The organism is Arsenicibacter rosenii (genome assembly GCF_001870735.1).
Taxonomy (GTDB): domain Bacteria; phylum Bacteroidota; class Bacteroidia; order Cytophagales; family Spirosomataceae; genus Arsenicibacter; species Arsenicibacter rosenii.
The window spans coordinates 85,504-102,880 of the sequence record NZ_MORL01000001.1 but is presented as its reverse complement, the minus strand read 5'-3'; the positions used below and the strand labels follow the sequence as shown (position 1 = coordinate 102,880).

Annotated in this window: 14 protein-coding genes; 4 read left to right on the top strand and 10 right to left on the bottom strand. The window is 53.7% G+C overall.

Features of this window, described 5'->3' with window-relative positions; genetic code table 11:
- The first annotated feature begins 29 nt into the window (after nucleotides 1-29).
- On the top strand, nucleotides 30-1,286 hold the full coding sequence (locus tag BLX24_RS00350; protein ID WP_071501113.1) for an MFS transporter: 1,257 nt from the start codon (nucleotides 30-32) through the stop codon (nucleotides 1,284-1,286).
- A gap of 55 nt (nucleotides 1,287-1,341) precedes the next feature.
- A complete protein-coding gene (locus BLX24_RS00345; RefSeq protein ID WP_071501112.1) occupies nucleotides 1,342-2,511 on the top strand; it encodes an AraC family transcriptional regulator in 1,170 nt (389 codons plus the stop codon).
- A gap of 101 nt (nucleotides 2,512-2,612) precedes the next feature.
- Here the strand turns inward: BLX24_RS00345 and BLX24_RS00340 are convergent, their stop codons facing one another.
- Complete coding sequence (locus tag BLX24_RS00340; protein ID WP_071501111.1) at nucleotides 2,613-3,584, bottom strand: ThuA domain-containing protein; 972 nt, start codon at nucleotides 3,582-3,584, stop codon at nucleotides 2,613-2,615.
- A 132-nt stretch (nucleotides 3,585-3,716) separates the two neighbouring features.
- Here BLX24_RS00340 and BLX24_RS00335 point away from each other — a divergent pair, with 132 nt between their 5' ends.
- The gene (locus BLX24_RS00335) at nucleotides 3,717-4,889 is read left to right on the top strand and encodes a PQQ-dependent sugar dehydrogenase (protein ID WP_071501736.1); all 1,173 of its coding nucleotides are present in this window, start codon (nucleotides 3,717-3,719) and stop codon (nucleotides 4,887-4,889) included.
- 63 nt (nucleotides 4,890-4,952) lie between these two features.
- On the opposite strand, the gene BLX24_RS00330 is transcribed toward BLX24_RS00335, so the two are convergent.
- The 4 genes from BLX24_RS00330 to BLX24_RS00320 form a co-directional block, all read right to left on the bottom strand.
- Nucleotides 4,953-5,417, bottom strand: a complete 465-nt coding sequence (locus BLX24_RS00330) for a hypothetical protein (RefSeq protein ID WP_071501110.1) — start codon at nucleotides 5,415-5,417, stop codon at nucleotides 4,953-4,955.
- A 45-nt stretch (nucleotides 5,418-5,462) separates the two neighbouring features.
- Nucleotides 5,463-5,609, bottom strand: coding sequence for a hypothetical protein (locus tag BLX24_RS32525; RefSeq protein ID WP_177225748.1), 147 nt, complete (start codon nucleotides 5,607-5,609; stop codon nucleotides 5,463-5,465).
- A gap of 108 nt (nucleotides 5,610-5,717) precedes the next feature.
- Entirely contained in the window at nucleotides 5,718-8,057 is a 2,340-nt protein-coding gene (locus BLX24_RS00325) for a hypothetical protein (RefSeq protein WP_071501109.1), read from the bottom strand.
- 19 nt (nucleotides 8,058-8,076) lie between these two features.
- Entirely contained in the window at nucleotides 8,077-9,312 is a 1,236-nt protein-coding gene (locus tag BLX24_RS00320; RefSeq protein ID WP_071501108.1) for a DegT/DnrJ/EryC1/StrS family aminotransferase, read from the bottom strand.
- Between the two features lie 148 nt (nucleotides 9,313-9,460).
- On the opposite strand from BLX24_RS00320, the gene BLX24_RS00315 reads away from it, so the two are divergent.
- Complete coding sequence (locus BLX24_RS00315; RefSeq protein WP_071501107.1) at nucleotides 9,461-10,747, top strand: hypothetical protein; 1,287 nt, start codon at nucleotides 9,461-9,463, stop codon at nucleotides 10,745-10,747.
- A 4-nt stretch (nucleotides 10,748-10,751) separates the two neighbouring features.
- On the opposite strand, the gene BLX24_RS00310 is transcribed toward BLX24_RS00315, so the two are convergent.
- From BLX24_RS00310 to BLX24_RS00290, 5 genes are all read right to left on the bottom strand, one after another.
- Nucleotides 10,752-11,240 carry a response regulator gene (locus BLX24_RS00310; RefSeq protein WP_083421724.1) on the bottom strand — a complete coding sequence of 163 codons (489 nt, stop codon included), beginning with the start codon at nucleotides 11,238-11,240 and terminating at the stop codon, nucleotides 10,752-10,754.
- A gap of 643 nt (nucleotides 11,241-11,883) precedes the next feature.
- Complete coding sequence (locus BLX24_RS00305) at nucleotides 11,884-12,627, bottom strand: glycerophosphodiester phosphodiesterase (protein ID WP_177225747.1); 744 nt, start codon at nucleotides 12,625-12,627, stop codon at nucleotides 11,884-11,886.
- Nucleotides 12,628-12,713: 86 nt separating this feature from the next.
- A complete protein-coding gene (locus BLX24_RS00300) occupies nucleotides 12,714-14,495 on the bottom strand; it encodes a purple acid phosphatase family protein (RefSeq protein ID WP_083421723.1) in 1,782 nt (593 codons plus the stop codon).
- A gap of 167 nt (nucleotides 14,496-14,662) precedes the next feature.
- Nucleotides 14,663-16,018 (bottom strand): PhoPQ-activated pathogenicity-related family protein, encoded by a 1,356-nt coding sequence (locus BLX24_RS00295; protein ID WP_071501104.1) that lies wholly within the window; start codon nucleotides 16,016-16,018, stop codon nucleotides 14,663-14,665.
- Between the two features lie 12 nt (nucleotides 16,019-16,030).
- The gene (locus tag BLX24_RS00290; RefSeq protein WP_071501103.1) at nucleotides 16,031-17,278 is read right to left on the bottom strand and encodes a hypothetical protein; all 1,248 of its coding nucleotides are present in this window, start codon (nucleotides 17,276-17,278) and stop codon (nucleotides 16,031-16,033) included.
- Nucleotides 17,279-17,377 lie beyond the last annotated feature (99 nt).

The window sequence follows — 17,377 nt, the reverse complement described above, 5'->3', positions numbered from 1 at the left end:
TTCACTCTTTCGCCCTTTCACTCTTTGACATGAAGTCCAATACCCTGATTGTTGTCCTGATTCTGCTTATTTTCTTTGTCATTTCGTTTCTGACGAATATTCTGGGGCCAATTATTCCGGATATTATCCAGAGCTTTCACCTGAGCATCGGGCTGGCGGGTTTTCTGCCGTTTGCGTTTTTTGTTGCCTACGGGGTGATGTCGATCCCGTCGGGGATTCTGGTGGAAAAATACCGCGAAAAGCGCGTGCTGATCTGGGCGTTTCTGCTCGCTTTTGCGGGGGCACTGCTGTTTGCACTGGTGCCCGGCTTCCGTGTGTCTCTGTTGTCGCTTTTTCTGATCGGGATTGGCATGGCCATGTTGCAGGTCGTGATCAACCCGCTTCTGCGCGTAGCGGGCGGGGAAGCCAATTTTGCCTTTAATTCGGTACTGGCCCAGCTTTTTTTCGGCGGGGCGTCTTTTCTAAGCCCGTTGTTATACAGTTATCTGGTACAGCACGTGCACAGCGGCACTACTGATTCCGGCCTCATTGCGCTGTTTAACCAACTCGTACCGGCCGACCTGAAATGGGTGTCGCTGTACTGGGTCTTTGCCGTAACGGCTCTGCTGATGGTGGTGATAATCTGGCTGGTCCGTTTCCCTGAAGTGGCGCTGAACGACGATGAGCGCATCGATACCGGCAAAGCCTTCAGCGACCTCCTGGGCAACCGCACCGTCTGGCTGTTTTTTTTCGGCATCTTTGCCTACGTCGGCACCGAGCAGGGCGTTGCTAACTGGATTTCCAAATTTTTGCAGACCTACCATAACGTCGACCCGGCGACCACGGGGGCAACCGTAATTTCGTATTTCTGGGGGTTATTGACCGTAGGCTGTCTGCTCGGGCTGCTGCTGCTCAAATTCCTCGACAGCCGGCTGGTGCTGAGTCTCTTCACTGTGGGCGCTATCCTCTCTCTGGGGGCCGGTCTGTTCGGGTCGCGGGAGGTAGCGCTGTATGCCTTTCCGGCGGTTGGGTTCTTTGCGTCGGTGATGTGGTCGATTGTGGTATCGCTGGGGCTTAATTCGGTTCCGCATCACCACGGCACCTTTTCGGGCATTCTCTGCACCGGCATTGCCGGAGGCGCTATTGTGCCGCTCGTCATCGGCGGGCTCGCCGAACTAACCGAACTGCGCACCGCCATGCTGTTTTTATTCCTTACCTTAGGTTATATTTTCAGCATTGGCATCTGGGCCCGCCCGCTGGTCACCAACGCCAGGATCCGTTTAAAGAGCGAAAGAGTGAGAGAGTGAAAGAGCGACTCATGCTTTCACTCGTTCGCTCTTCCGCTCTTTCGCTCTTTCACCCATGTATAAGATTATTCTGCTTATCGACTTTTCGGAGGACTTCAGCAAGCGGTTGTTGCAGGGGATTGTGAAATATTCCCGCGAGCACGGGCCGTGGGTTTTCTGCCGCATGCCGCTTTATTACCGTGAAACCATCGGTATTGAGGGCATTCTGAACTGGGCCCGTGAATGGGGTGCCGACGGCATCATCGGTCAGTTGTATAAGGAGAAAGATAAAAACGTCAGTAAACTGATCGAATCGGGGCTACCGGTGATTGCCCAGGATTTTGACGAACGCTTTACCGACATTCCGAATATTACGGGCGCTTACCACGAAACCGGCAGGCTGGCGGCCGACTATTTTCTGGCGAAGGGCTTTAAAAACTTTGCGTTTTATGGCTTTAAGGAAATTGTCTGGTCGCGGGAACGGCTTGAAGGATTTGAGGAACGGGTTCAGGAATCGGGGTTTACGGTCCATACGTTTAAGCAAAACCAGAAACGAGCCAGCGATTTATGGTATTACCTGCCGAGTTCGCTGAGTGAGTGGCTCATGTCGCTGCCCAAGCCCATTGCAATCATGGCCTGCGACGACCGGCAGGGTCAGCACATCACCGAAGCCTGCCGCCATGCCGGCATCCGGATCCCGGAAGAAGTTGCCGTAATCGGCGTTGATAATGACGAGATGATCTGCGACCTGTCAGACCCGCCCCTGTCGAGCATTGCCCTTGATGCCGAAAAAGGCGGCTACGACGCCGCCCGCCTCCTTGAGCAGATGATTCAGCACGGCACAAAGCACTATTACGACATTGTCATTAAGCCCATGCAGGTGGTTACCCGGCAGTCGACGGACATTTACGCAACCCATGACGATTACATTGCCTCATCGCTGAAGTTTATCCACCAGAACATCGACAAAAACCTGCAGGTCGATGATGTGGTAAAACAGGTGCCGTTGTCACGCCGCGCGCTCGAAAAACGGTTTCTGGAGATTACCGGCTACCCGATTTACAAATACATCGCGAACCTGCGCATCGAAAAGTTTTCGAAGAAGCTGCTCGAAACCGACATGACCGTCTTCGAAATTGCCCTCGACATGGGCCTGAATGACACCAAAAACATTGCCCGCCAGTTCCGTCAGGTCAAAGGCTGCACGCCGCTCGAATACCGGCAGAAACACCTGGCGGGGAAATGACTTTTTTTCATTTTTTGTCATCCCGACGGAGGAGGGATCTCTTAACGCTCAGAGGCCAGAGATCCCTCCTCCGTCGGGATGACAAAAATATACAGTAACAACTATTTAAACGGCCGGGCGCTGACCGCTTTTTCGGTCGGGAAGTCGGCAGGAATCGGGATATCAACTTTGCCGGTGGCAGCCCACTGTGCCCCCCGTTGCAGGCTGGTGATGAAGCCAACGCATTCTACCGAATAATCGACGTGGCCCAGCGGCGTATGAAAAATACGACCCTTGCCATAATCAATCACCATCAGCATCGGCTCGTTACGATCCGTCCCCCGATTGTCTTTCGGCGAGAAAGCCGTGGCCAGCACCGTCATTTTTTCGGCCGGTCCGCGCAGGCGGTCATACATCTCGTCCTTGGTATGCATCCAGTTCAGCGGCATTCCCTTCGTAATCGGGTGATTCGGTTCACGGACGGTAATCAGAAATTCTTTTTGCGCCCCATGCGAACCAGCGTTGCCCGGCTGCATGTCGCGTACGAGCTTACCCTCCTGATTGTAATAGACATAAGGCCCGTCTTTTTCGGTGCGGTCGCCCCAGCCGCCAAGGCCGATCATTTTATTGTAAGCCGGCCAGGTCGGGAACGAGTTATCAGCCGCGTGAACAACCACCAGACCACCGCCTCCTTTGATAAACTTCTCAAAATCGGCCTGGGTTTCGTCTGACCAGGGCGCGGCATTCCAGCCGAAATTGCTGATGACTACATCATAGTCCGAAAACTTAGGGTGAAAGCTTGAATCCATGCGGGCTTTCGGCAAAGCCTTTGTGGCCGGCACTCCCTCAATTTTGTATTTATCAATATCATCACCGTTCCAGGTAAAGTACGTACGCTGTACATCGACGCTGAATTTCCCGGTTTCCTCCAGGTACTTCTTCATCATATACGTGATTTTGGGCCATTGCGTATGGTTATTTTGCCCGTCGATAATCAATGCCTTCAGCATTTTTCCCTTTTTGCCCGACTGCGACCAGGCCTGCTGACCTGCCAGGAGGCATAGCATCGCCATCAGGATGTATTTTGCTTTCATGTACGGAAGAATTTTGCGTTGCTCGCCTATTTACCGCAAAAGACGAAAAGTCGCAAACCTTACCGCAGATTTTAGTAGCATTTTTGGCTAAGTGCCTTTTTCAGGCACGTGCTTTCCCCAATAACCATGCGCATGAAACGGAATACGTCTTCCCTGTTTTTGCCGGCAATCGGTATGTTGCTGACCATCATGATGTCAGGATCCAAAAGCAGCACATCCAGTCCGGCAGCACAGGCGGTCCGGCTGGAAAACGCCTTTCCCGGACTGACCTTTGAGCGTCCTGTGGAGTTTACGCATGCCGGCGATGGCAGCAACCGGGTATTTGTCAACGAACAGCCGGGCCGGATCCGGGTTTTCCGCAACGATCCGTCGGTGCAGTCGGCTGGTGTCTATCTCGATATCACAGACCGGGTGTCCTCAGAAGGCGAAATGGGGTTGCTGGGACTGGCTTTTCATCCGGATTTCAGGCAGAACGGCTATCTGTATGTCAATTACACCAAACGTAAGCCGCTGGAAACCATCATCGCCCGCTTCAAAGTCTCCGCTTCAGATCCCAACCGGATCGATCCTTCGACAGAAACGGTAATGCTACGCTTCCCGCAGCCCTATGATAATCACAACGGCGGTAAACTTGCCTTTGGTCCGGACGGCTACCTTTATATCGCTACCGGCGATGGCGGGGCCTGGGGCGACCAGCATAACTATGCCCAGAACCGGAGCTCACTGCTGGGCAAAATCCTGCGCATTGATGTCGATAATACAACAAAAGGTCTGTACGGTATCCCGGCAGATAATCCGTATGCCGGCAATCAGGAAGGCTTTCGTGAGGAAATTTATGCCTACGGGCTTCGTAATCCGTGGCGGTTTAGCTTCGACCGCCAGACGGGGCAGCTCTGGGCGGGTGATGTAGGACAGAATGAATTTGAAGAAATCGACCTTATCACCAAAGGTGGCAATTACGGCTGGCGGCTGAAAGAAGGAGGCCGTTGCTACAATCCCCGCCACGATTGTGATAACGGGCAATTGATTGATCCGGTTCATACCTACCCGCGCACCGATGGCGTCTCGGTGACGGGTGGCTTTGTTTACCGGGGTTCGCAACTACCGTCGTTGCGCGGCAAGTACATTTTCGGTGATTACAGCAACGGAAAACTCTGGGCACTCAGCTTTGACAATAACCGGAAAACCAGCCATGCTCTTATTTCCGGTGACGGCGGGTCGATCTCCGCTTTCGGCGAGGATGCAGCCGGCGAATTGTACATTCTCGACCATTCGTCCGGTAAAATCAAGCGTTTTATGCAGTAACAGACCTCACTTAACCAACCAGCTGTTTATCAACCTCATTCCCCTGCCTTTACTGACCGGTTTTCAGACAAGCATCAGGGCTTTCAGAGCCAGCAGACAGGCGGCCAGGGTCAGCAGATTACGCAGGTAATTGGCCTGTATCCAGCGACGGATGACGGGATGTAACACTTCGTTTTTCAGCTTGTTTCCGCGTTGCAGGCGCATGGCGGCCGGTATAAAAAAGGTGAATGTGCCCACCCGTTCGGCCAGGGCCGCGAGGCTGGCCGCCATCCACCAGTCATGTACCGGTGGCAGCGACTGCCAGGCAAGGGCAAGGTTAGCCAGCGTCAGCATCGTTAGCGGCCCCGTTGTGACGAATCCCCAGAAGTGCCGGCCTGATTCCAGATCCATCATTGCCTCCCGGTCTACCGCGTACCGGCCACCGGATTCAGGAAACCACCTTGGCAACACAATCCGGGTTTCGTAGAGGCCGGCCCCGAAAGCCATCGCCAGATTCAACACAAACAAAGGCAACAGAATAGCTGTCATTGAACACATCATTACGTTTAGTTAAGGATACGCTATGCCTCAAAACTAAGCCGTATTGCCGCGCAACACCAGCCATTCAGCGTCAGTTGCAGACTTTGCCTGACCAACCGGAGAAAAACGGGAGTGAGTGCAGGAGCCTTTTTTGAATTCAGGAAATTTCACTACAGATGAACCAGTGATTGTGCTGGCCATGATGAATTGGGAGAAGCTGGCCGCCCGTTTTCAGAAAAGCGGATAGCGTTTCAGGTACATAGCTGCTGGTCTGCCCCGAAAACCGCGTTGATTTCCGAGGCTTTTCCTTTATCGTTTCAGCAGCCAGACATCTGATATGCGGGATTGCTTCCGCCAGTTGAGATGCGATTCTTCCGGTTCATCGAACGTGACCGATAACTGGCCGTCCATCGTCAGGCTGAGCGGGACAATCCACTCCTTGAACGTCCCGTCTTCGCGGTTGTACACAACAGGCTCCAGCCGCTTACCGTCGACCCGCAACAGGGCCTCGCCGTATCCGGCCACACGGATGACGTAGCGCGCCCCCGGCTCCAGATTCGTGTAGGTCAGCGCCGGTGCCCGCTGAAATAGCTGCGACGACAACCGCGCCCGGCTGCTGCCATTGTCCCACCAGGCTACGTCGGTCGCATCATCCGATACCGTCGTCACGCGGGGCCCCTTGCTGACGTTTGACACATCATCGTAATAACTACCGGGACCAGGGGTTTCCCAGGCTGCCAGTACCTTAATGCGTTCCAGCTGAGCCGCTTTGGCGGGCAGACTTTTCAGCTTAGCGCACTCGTCAGTCAGCCACCAGCGGTTATTCAGCGGGTAGTCGACAAAATCGAGCAGCGCGCCCCGCTCATAACCTTTGGCCTTATACTTCGGCACACTCGTCTGGAGACCGATAGAGGCATACAAGTCCGCGCAGAGGGCTTCTATTTTCGCCCGCACATCGGCCGAAACCGGCGCTTTATCCGCCCGGTTGATCACATCCAGCGCTTTCGTTACCGCCTCATCCATCGTTGATTCCGTCGCCCGGGCAAGAATCGTATTGGCGTCCCGCTCCAGTCCCTGTTCGTAGAGTTGCCGCCGCCGGATATAGACATCGTAATTGGCCCGCAACAAACATAACTGCCACCGCCAGTTACCCGCCAGCTTCGGCTGACTGGCTTCGAGTGTTTTCCAGAACTGATACGTCGCCTCGACCCCGCCGTTTTCAGCCAGCGGCCCCTTCCAGTTCTGCTCCAGGGCGGCAATTCCGCCCGCCGCCTGATCGGCCACCGCCGGATTAAAGAAAAAGCGGCTGTATTCGGTCAGAATTCCGGTAATGTCTTTGGCTGGTTCAAAGGCCCGCATGCTCCAGATCACCTTGTTCACATCGTCGTGGCAACCATCCGAGTACGCGACAAAGCCATCGGTAAACGGGGCAAATGTCCCCTGAATCCGTGCCGATGCAAACGGACGCGGATTGGCCGGTTCACGCCCTAAGGTCAGCGCATAGGCCTGGTCCCAGTGTTCGACCGGAAATTCACAGCGAACGGTATGGGTAATGTCCGGATACTGCCGGTGCCCATACTGTTTGGGTAACCGGTACCGTGTTTCGGCCGTAGGGGGGCTTCCGGGGCCTGATACAACCCCGGCGAACCAGTCTGGCTTGTTCTGGTCAAGATAACGGTAAAAATAGTCGACCTGCTCCACACTGAATCCTTGCAGCGACAGCCAGACTTTGGCTTTCGGATGGTATTTGACCAGCCGGTCATGCAGGTCTTTCAGGAACGGCATGACTTCCCGCGGATGGTTATCGCCGGGATCACCGCCCGGCACAAAAATATGGTCAAGACGCGGACACTGCCGGTAAAAGGCCTCGTGCATCTCCAGTTCAGCCTTTCGTTTGGCCGCATCGTGCAATTCAAAGGTCACTGGTGTCCAGAGCCAGTAGTCCATGTCGTACTGCTGACAGATGGCGCTCATTCTGATACGCATTTCTGCCGCCGGTAGCTTAAAGTGCACGCTCGGGGTTTCGTCCTCATGAAACGGTATCCCTTCCACGGAATTGGATCCGAAGATTGCCAGCTCACGGGTATACTGCTCGAACTGTGCAACCGTCCAGGCATCGTAGGAGTTCGCCGTTGTCCGGTAGCCGAGCTGGTGTCCGCGTATCGGATAGGCCGGTGAACGTGCCACATCCACGGCACCGGGCAGCTGTAGCTGTGTGGCATCCATCTGCAGATGGCGCAATAACCAGCCTGTACCAAACAAAATGCCCCGTGCATCGTCACCGATAATCCAGACAGTGGTGTTGCTGCCCTGCTGTTCCGTTACAACCCGGAACCCCTCCGGCTTTCGTTCGGCCACATCGTCGCCTGTCCGGGCCGGTACACTGACACCGAACAGACTGGCGTCGCCCGACAAAGCCAGAGCGATAGAAACCCCGCCCGCCCTGGTCCGGTCTTCAGCCTGTTTAAGGGTAATTGCGGTGCGTTTCGCGATTTCTTCACGGAGCATGCGCGGAGCCGTTTCCCGCATTGGCATCGGGATGGACGGTGACACAAGCAGCACTGCCTTACGGAGGTTAACCGGTTGCGCTACCAGCGACTGAAGGGCGCACAGAACCACCCCAAACGCACTAATCAATACTTTCTTCATCGTTGTTTTGCTACGTTGATCAGGCCGCGCGGACAGCCCGTTGAATTTTCCGGATGGCTTCGGCAAACAGGTCCATATCGGCTTTGGTACCCAGCATGGCATGCTGCAGAATCCAGACGCCTTCTTCTTTACAGGCCCGTTCGGCAACCTCACAATAGACCTGGCTATAGTCTACCGTATCCGGCAAGGCATAGCACATAAAGGTCTTGTTCTGAAACAGCGGTTGCCGGTAAAGCGGATGCGGATAGCCCCGGAAACAGGGCACGCCTTCGGCCGCCAGCCGCTCCACAAAGCCGGCTTTGGACAGGTTGCCGCCGAAAGCTGCCGCATCATACCGGAAAATATAGAGGTGATAGCAGTGCAGCGTTTCGCCGTGGCCGCGAGTCAGTGGTGTAATCCCGTCAACATCGGCCAACAACTCATTCAGGTACAGGCCATTTTCGTTACGGGTCTGCGTCTGTTCCTCCAGGCGTTTCAGTTGTTCGGTCAGCAGAACGGCCTGCATCTGTGTAATGCGGTAATTACAGCCCGGATTGTAATGATCATACCATTGCCCGCCTTCGATACGACCGACGTTCCGCAGGGAATGCATCAGGTGGTAAAGTTCGTCATCGTCTGTCACCACAATGCCGCCTTCACCGCTGGTCAGGTTTTTGGACGACTGAAAGCTAAAGCTGCCCACATCCCCGATGGAGCCGAGTTTCCGTCCCTTATAGGCAGCCCCGTGCGCATGAGCCGCATCCTCGATCACACGCAGGTTATGCCGCCGGGCAATGTCCATGATCGCATCCATGTCGCAGGCCTGACCGGCAAAATGTACCGGAATGATGGCTTTGGTCCGGTCGGTTATGGCGGCTTCAATGGCTTTGGGGTCGATGTTGTAGGTATCCGGATCGATGTCCGCAAAAACCGGTACGCAGTTGGCTTCGACCACCGTCGATGCCGTTGCGATAAACGTATAGGGGGGCACAATCACCTCATCGCCGGGCCTGACACCGCAGGCGATCAGGGCGAGCCGCAGCGATACCGAACCGTTGACGCAGGTGATGGCGTATTTGCTGCCACAGTAGCGGGCAAAGGCGTTTTCGAACGCTTCGACCTCATCCAGGCAGTCAGGATTACCCCACTTGCCCGACCGTACGACCCCGGCAACGGCCTGCACTTCCCGCTCGTCAAATACCGGCCACGGAAACGTTTTGGTCACAGTCGGCTGACCACCGTCGAAGGCCAGCCGTTCGGTTATAGATGGATTCATGTTCCGGAGAGTTTTCTGGGTGTAATACGTGAAAGCCTGATTGACGTACTACTTTTTACCGCTTTTTTCTCTGCCGGTAGTCTGTTTTTTATCCGGCAGCGTACTATAAACAGTTCGTTCTCAAGCATACTCCACGGCTACTCACATCATGCTAACCAACAAGCAGTTTATCACCGCCTTATTACTGGCGGGTATGTCGCTCGGCACAGCCTGGGCAATTCGCGGTCAATTCGGACATGAGCAAGGCGCGGCCTGGGCCGGTACCATCGGCGCCCTGGCGGTTATTCTGATCGCCAAACGTACGGATTGGTACAACAAAGCCTTAAAAGCCGCTCTGGCGGCCGGCCTTGGCTGGGGTATCGGCGGCATCATGAGCTACGGGAAAGTGGTTGGGTTCGGCCGGGGAGTCGATTTCGGCAACGTATATTACGGCCTGGTGATGCTGCTGGTAATCGGTGGCATTCAGGGTTTCCTGGGCGGCGGCTTGTTCGGACTTGCGTTATCCGATTCATCGATCAAACCGGTAAAATGGCATTTGCTGATGATTGAGATGACTGTCGGGGCCTTGCTAACCTATTTTTTTCTGATCGAGCAATGGGGCTGGCTTATGACCCCTCCACGGTCCGAACTCTGGGCAGCCTGTCTGGGCATGGCCCTGGCCCTGCTGGCCTTTGTTAGCCGGCATCAGCAGCGGGCAGCCCTGCGGGTAGGTGTTTTCAGCAGCCTGGGTGCCGGTTTCGGTTTTGCGTTCGGCAATTTCCTGCAGGTAATGGGCAGTTCAACGGATCTTTCGTTCAACTTCTGGAATGTCATGGAATACTCCATCGGCTTCTTCGGTGGTGTTGGTATGGCTTATGGTGCCTTTACCTCGCAATGGGATACCGTGGTCGAACGGCAGGGAGCCCATCCGGTTTTCCTGCCGCTTTTTATCGTGGTCGCTTTTATTCCGTTTGTAGTCTGGGAGCAGTCCTTTGAAACGGAAAGGCTACAGGGCATGTACCGGAATTTAATCAGCGGAGACACCTTTACACCGACGCGCCTTACACAGATTACCGCTCTGGTAATGATTTTAGGGACAGCCACCTACTGGCTTTACCGTTTTCAGCCGGACGCATCAGGCAGTTACCTGCGGCTAAGCTTTACGGATGTACAGCAGTTTTTTCTGGTACACCTTTCCCTGTATATCCTGCTGAGTTTTCTGATTACCGGTTCTGTCATCAGTACCTACCGGCCTGAGCAGTTTCTTTATATCGGAAATCTGATCCTGATTGGTTTCTTTATAAAGCGAACAAAACCGATTTTTTCGGAGTCGCTTTTTCAATGGAGCCGCTGGGCTATGGCGTTTGTGGTGGTGCTGGTCTTTATCGCTTTAATTGCTCTGATTGCGATCAATTCCCATGAAGAACTGGCCGGCGTTAATAAACGATTCGAATAAACCGTCAGGCATCAAGCTGGTTAAAAGGAGACGGGGTTGACCCATCTGTTGGCTTTTGTGGCAGACTAACGACTTCACTCCAATACTGGCGCAGTGCATTCATATGTTGTTTCCAGCCCCCGAAATTCATTGGTTTTTCCAGAAAAGAAGTGGCTCCGGTTTCGTAGGCGCGTTGAATCCGCTCCTCATCTGCCAGGGACGATAAAATGACCGTGGGCATCTGGCTTCCTTTAGGATGCTTTCTCAGTTGTGGCAGAAAGGATAATCCGTCCATCACTCCCGGGCCCAGATCGATATCCAGCAAAACCAGCTTCGGTAAATCTTCTTCATCCTTTTCCAGATAGGCCAATGCGTCATATGGATTCTGAAATCCCAGAAACGCTGCCTGTGGAAAGGTTTTCCGCGATGCTCTTTTTACAATTTCAAGTACGTCAGCATCGTCGTCAATCAATAAAATAGGAAATGTTGCCTGTTGACCGACCATCGCATCCATGATACAAGTGCTTTAAAATAACGATTGACTTCGTATCAAAATGGATAACTCATTAGCGAAGCCTATACTCTATAAGATAAGTAAAGATAATGCATTTTTAGAACTTACCGTCGCCTATCATCCTTTATCTACTCAATAACTAAAATCTTATTTATTTGTTGTAGCTATTGCTCAACAAATGTTACTAATTTGTAAATTAAAAAACTATATCAAAGTTCTGTCAACCATTTCATTAAATTAAATTAACTTTTTAAATATTTAATGATTAACTTGTATAATTATGTAAATTAATTGATTGGTATTTTTTATAGGGTTACATTTAGGTATACAATCAACTCAACTACGCTATGACTCCCCTGCTCCCCTATGTCTGGATTGTTCCTGTAGTTCTTCTGATCCTTTTTCTAGCCCTGAATGTACGTTTAAAACCGGTTTGTCCGAGCTGCGGGAAAGAGTCTTCCGACCGGATAAGAAGGCCGCTTCTGGTCCGGCAGCTCTTATTCTTTCTTCCGCTGAGCCGCTTCGAATGCTGGTCCTGCCACAAAAAGTACTACGTGCTTACCTTCAGCAAATGGTTTGGTAAAAAGCAAAGCGCAAAACGGGAGTCCGTTTCAGTCCGTTAATTTCGCTAAGATAGTCCGGCCTACTGCTCCTTCAGTGCCTCCTTTACCCGTTGGACATAGTCGGTCTGAATGACATCGATGCCATTGCGGGCCGCCGACCGGTACTGTTCGCCGGTTTCAAAGTAGTCAAGCGCATCCGAAAAGACGCGGATGTGCTGGTCATGCAAGCGTTTGATTAAGGAGGGCGTAAGCGCCTGCCATTTTACATCAAAAGCATATGGCTTCAAGCGGGCTACCTTTGCCTCAATGTCGGCTTCACTCGTCAAGCCGGGCATAATCCGGGCAACCGGCCTCTGCTCTCTGAGGGCCGCCAGGTAATCATCCGATCCGTAAAAAACGGATGTGCCGGCTAATGCATATTTTTCTAACGTTGCCAGAAGCGGTGCCGGAGCCACTTCTTTGCAATCGACATACAGGGACGCTTTCTTCCGGTGCGTTTTATTCCAGTCGCTAAGCAGTCGGCATACCTCATCAAGGGTCGGAATTTTTTCCTGTCTATAGGCTTCATCAGCCCCTTTGCCGGCCGAAAGCAGACGCAGTTCAGCCGCCGTTTTTGCCTTTAACGGGCCGCTGCCGGTGGTTGTCCGGTCCAGATTCCCGTCATGCAGGATAAACAGCTTACCGTCCTGACTCGTCCGGACATCGATCTCGATATAGTCGACGCCCATTGCCAGAGCAGCCTTAAAAGAGGCTAGTGTATTCTCAGGCAGCCCGGGCATGGCCCCGCGATGAGCCGACACGCCGGGAACCTGTCGTGTTGCCATGGGTTGTGCCTGCATTTGCCGGCCAGTCATCAAGAGTATCTCTAAGGCCATCAGAGCAGCAGATGCCCATGTAGTGTATTTCAGGTTCATTCTTTCCGGATGCTTAGCTGGTCTTTCACCTGCCCGTCGGGGTCGTAGCAGGTGTATATCATTTTTTTGCCTTTGATGGTAATGTGCTGGTAGTAATTCCCTTTCGGGTACCGGCTGACGGCATAGTCTTCGGCGGGCATGTTGTTGTGATTGCCCGGGATACCCACCGAAATCGTATAAATCGTCCCTTTGGCCGGGGAGTCAACCGGTTTTCCGGCATACATCGGTTTCGAACGCATGTAATAGTGGACGTGCCCGCTCATCACCATATCGACATGGTACTGGTCAAACAGCGAGCACCATTCTCTCCGGATCAGGGCATAATCTTCTTCGTAGTTATAGGGCGGGAAGTGGAAAAAGGCAAATTTCCAGTCGGCTTTTGAGGAGGCCAGCTGATCTTTGATCCACGCCGTCTGCTGCTCTACCGGCGAGGTGCCGTCGATCATCAGAAAGAGTGCGTTCTGATACGTAAAGGCATAAGTCTGCTCTGCCGGGGCGGCTGCCGGACCATTTTCGGGCAGGCTGAACATGGCCTGATACATCCATGCCCCGAGCCCATCCTGACTATCGTGATTGCCCGGAATCGGCATCAGCGGTTTGCGGGCAAAGATGCCTCCCGAATGCTGCCAGAGTTCATCCCATTCGTCGCGGTGGAGGCCGGTACTTACCAGATCACCGGCAATGCTGTAAAAAGCCACTTCGGGGTGACGGGCGGCGGCTTTCTGCGCTATCTGCCCCCATTCAGGCGATTTGTGCGTGTCGCCGAACCAGATGTAGGAAAATCCGTCCGGGGCGGCAGCGCTTGTGGAAAAGGTTGTTGGCGGCGACCAGCTTCCGCCCCGGCTGCCTACCCGACAGGTATAGGTTGTGCCGGGCGCCAACCCGCTTAACGTGCCCGTAAACCGATGGACGTACCGGTCATTCTGCAGGAGCCGGTCCTCCATCACAAACCGGCTGGCGGGCTGCGTCAGGGTATCGTGCCGGCCAGCCACCCAGTACTGAACCAGTCCTTCGTTCACCGCCGGGCTGGTCCGCCACTGGATATTCATCGTCGTAGCGGGGTCACCACGCCACGTCAGCAGCAGCTGGTCGGGCGTTGCCGTTGATGGGGTGGTGGTTTTCCGGAAGGCCCCGACCAGATGGGCTTCCCGCGCCCGGCCACGGATCGTTTGCAGCAATAGCTGCCCTCTCAGCGCTTCGGGTACTTCGTCGAGCACCAGATCATCCCAGTCGTGATAGGTAAAAGCCCCTTTCTGCATGACGGTTTGCGTCTGCGCGGGCAGGCAGTTGGTCACCTGCAGCCTGCTCCCTGCCTTCTGCGGTCCGACACTGACAAAATACACGGGCCGGTGCTTGTCGAACCCATTGATGCCCAGCTCAACCCGGCCGGCGTTTACCCGCTTCTGCCAGACTTCGTAAGTGTATTCTTCATTTTTGACCACCATACCGGTTTTAACAAACCCGCCGGGGAGCAGCCAGAACGGCACCGTTTTCTGCGCCTGGTCGCGCATGACCGAAACCACCGCCGGTACGTTTACGTCAAATGTCAGGTAGCGGGTTGCCAGCACGTTTTTATCAGCAGGACTCAGCATGTTCAGGATAAAGGATTCCCGGATGGTATCCAGCTGTTGGGGAGAAAGCTGCTCATAGAGACGCGTTACCGCCCTGTCTGTTACGGACTTAACCGTCTGCGGCCCGCTACTGACCTGCCCGAACGCGGTTGCCGTACCCGCTGTCAGAAGCAATAAACCACAGGAGAACTTCTGAAAATACGTCATCACATGAATCTAAAATGAATAATGGACAATGAATCATGGCCGCTGAAGCCACATCCACTGTCCATTATAAGTACGCATTAACTACCCGGCAGGGCTATCCGGATACTGGCTGATGAACAATAAATAATACGGAGCCGATCGCTTCATTATCCATTGTTCATTAATCATTATTTCAAAAACACCTCATCGTTATCTGTCAGGAACATACGGGTACTCTGGATATAGGACCCTCCGCCCGGGCTTTTATACTTGAGGGAAACGTAAAACGCCTTGTAGCCGGTTTTCGGATAGGCCTCCGTTACGTTGACCTTTGCCTGATTGCTGATGCCCAGGCTGCGGCTTTCCCACTTTTCATCCTGAAAAATCTTGTCGTCCGAATCGGCTGACCAGACAATGGCATCTTCGAGCAGCTCCGGTGTGGTTTTCACCGTCACGTTTACGCCCTCTCTGGTGGTCGATACCTCCCATTTGCAGAGCGGATACTTTTGTTTCAGCAAGGTCTCGCCAAAGAACGCGCTCAGACTTTCGAGGGCCTGCCGCTTGTCGCCCAGCCCGTGACCCGCATTCGGTACATAGCTGATCAGGTTCTGGCCGGGAATATCGTCGTAGTAGTTTTTGATAGCGTCGACAGTCCAGTACTCGTCGTTGGTACCCATAAAAATCATTTTCGGCTGGGTCAGTTTTTTGCGGTACGAATACGGGTCGATCATCTGGTTAATGGCGCGGCCTTCCGGAGAGGTCATGGTGTTGGTCAGGCCCAGCTTCACATAATCGTTGATCTGCTCGCTGTACTTATTCCACGAGTCGATCTGGTACTGCAGGTTTTTAGGCATGTTCAGGATGTCGATCACCATCGGTGCAATGGCTACCGCGCGGCTATCCATCGCGCCTGTCAGCCAGGTTGTCCAGCCCCGTTTCGAAGCCCCCGACACCACAAACCGTTTAACCTCATGTCTGAGGTTTTTGCGGGCAAATTCCTGCACGGCGTCCATCCCTCTGATGGCGCTCTTGGTCATCGGAAACAGCAGCGGCCACGAATAGTCGCCATCTTTCTGAAAGTTATGAAGCGTATGCGAGATCAGGGCATCTTCGGTCAGATTGCCGAAAAACGGCTGGTTCGGTGTCTGACGCAAGACGGCCACAATGGCGTTGTTCTTCTGCGCAATGGCCCCGAACGCCAGGGCATCTCCCTGGTTTTTACCCCAGTTCGGCTGCTCATTTTTGTTGGACCCACCCGTAATAAAGAGCAGAGCCCCGTCGTGTTGATTGGCTTTCGGCACCAGTATGGTCAGTTGGTGACGCCAGGTAAACTCCCGCCACTTCTGTGATGTCAGTAACAGGTTATAGGCCGTTACCTCGCCGAGGTTCATGGTATCCTTAAGCTCCCACTGGTAGGTCTTATCGCCGTTATGGAGGTAACTCTCCAGCGCATTTTCCGGGGTGATCGCTTTTTTTGTGGTGATAAATCCCGCCATCGTCAGCGCGAGCATCAGGGCGGTCAGGACAACAAAACGATTCTTCATAATGAGGTTAATTTACTTTAAGCTAATTGGTTCAGGACTTTCCGATATCCATTTAAGGACTTCGTTCATGTAAATTTCGGCCGTTTGCTCGCCCAGACTCGTCCGGCTGATGTATTCGTACCGTTTAAAACTACTAAAGTCAACTTTCGTGAGCATGTACCCGAAGGCATCGTTGGTCAGACCGAATAAAAACGGATGCCGGGTCCGCATGTTGCGTTTGAGGTAAAAACCGATATTGGGCAGCGCCTCGCCGGGAATCGTCAGCACCTGCGCAGAACCGATGTTCAGCAGATTGACCTGGGCGGATACCTGCTTATTCGTCATTTCATACCCCAGCGGCGAGTTCCTGATGATGTACTGCATGATCTCCGACTCAACGGGGAAGCTGACTTTCCGCATGGCACAGTATAACGCAGGGCTCGTCTGCACGGGAGCATCCGCCACTATCCGGAGCGCTTCGTCGGCCAGCAGCTCACCGATCCGGGCACATTCGGCCCAGTCATTGGCTTCCTTGCCGCCCTCGCGCCGGTTGTCGGCCGTGACCATCCCGCCCTGGGCGCTGTTGATAAAGATGGCCATGCCACCGGCTTTGGCCTCGATCCGGTCGTAGAGCGGCCCGCACAGATCAGGACTCAGAATGCCCCTGCCCGACCCGATGATTTCGGGATGGATGGCATAATTTACCAGCGTCGCAATCGGCTTGCCGTCCTGCCCGATGGCCTGAATGACCCCGCAACGGGGATCATACAACTGATCGGCATAGTAGTTATAGGCAATTTTCCCCTTCGCTTCGCCCACGGCAATTTTCAGCGTGGCCGGTTTCAGGTTCCGGACGGCTTCATTGACCGCATCGGCCATGTCTTTTACACAGCGGTCGAGATAGGCCAGATCGGCATAGGCCTTGCCGGAGGCATCCGGAAATCCGTACGCATCAGGTCCGCTATGCGTGTGTGTGGCACCGATCAGCACGTTTTCGGGCGGTATTCCCTTGATCAGTGCCCGCGACTTATTCCCCAGCACCGATGGCCACCCAAGGTTATCCACGCTGACGATAGCCACCCGCGTGTTGCCGCGTTCGAGCACCAGCGCCCGGATATACAGATCGCCTTGTTTTTGTTGCGCCGGCTTAGGCGTTCCGATACCACCGGACACCGGCAACAGCGGATCGGGCGTGATTTTCCGCAAGGCAGCCCCTGCCTTAAACGACTGGGCCTGTAGGCTCAGTCCATGCAGACACATCAGAAAAAAGAGCAACCTCATAGAGACGTTTGACCCCTACGGGGTCTGTTTTGAGTACTTGTTTGCTGTTCCGGATTTGAAAATCCGGAACGAATTAATATCGGATTTGTCATCCGAATC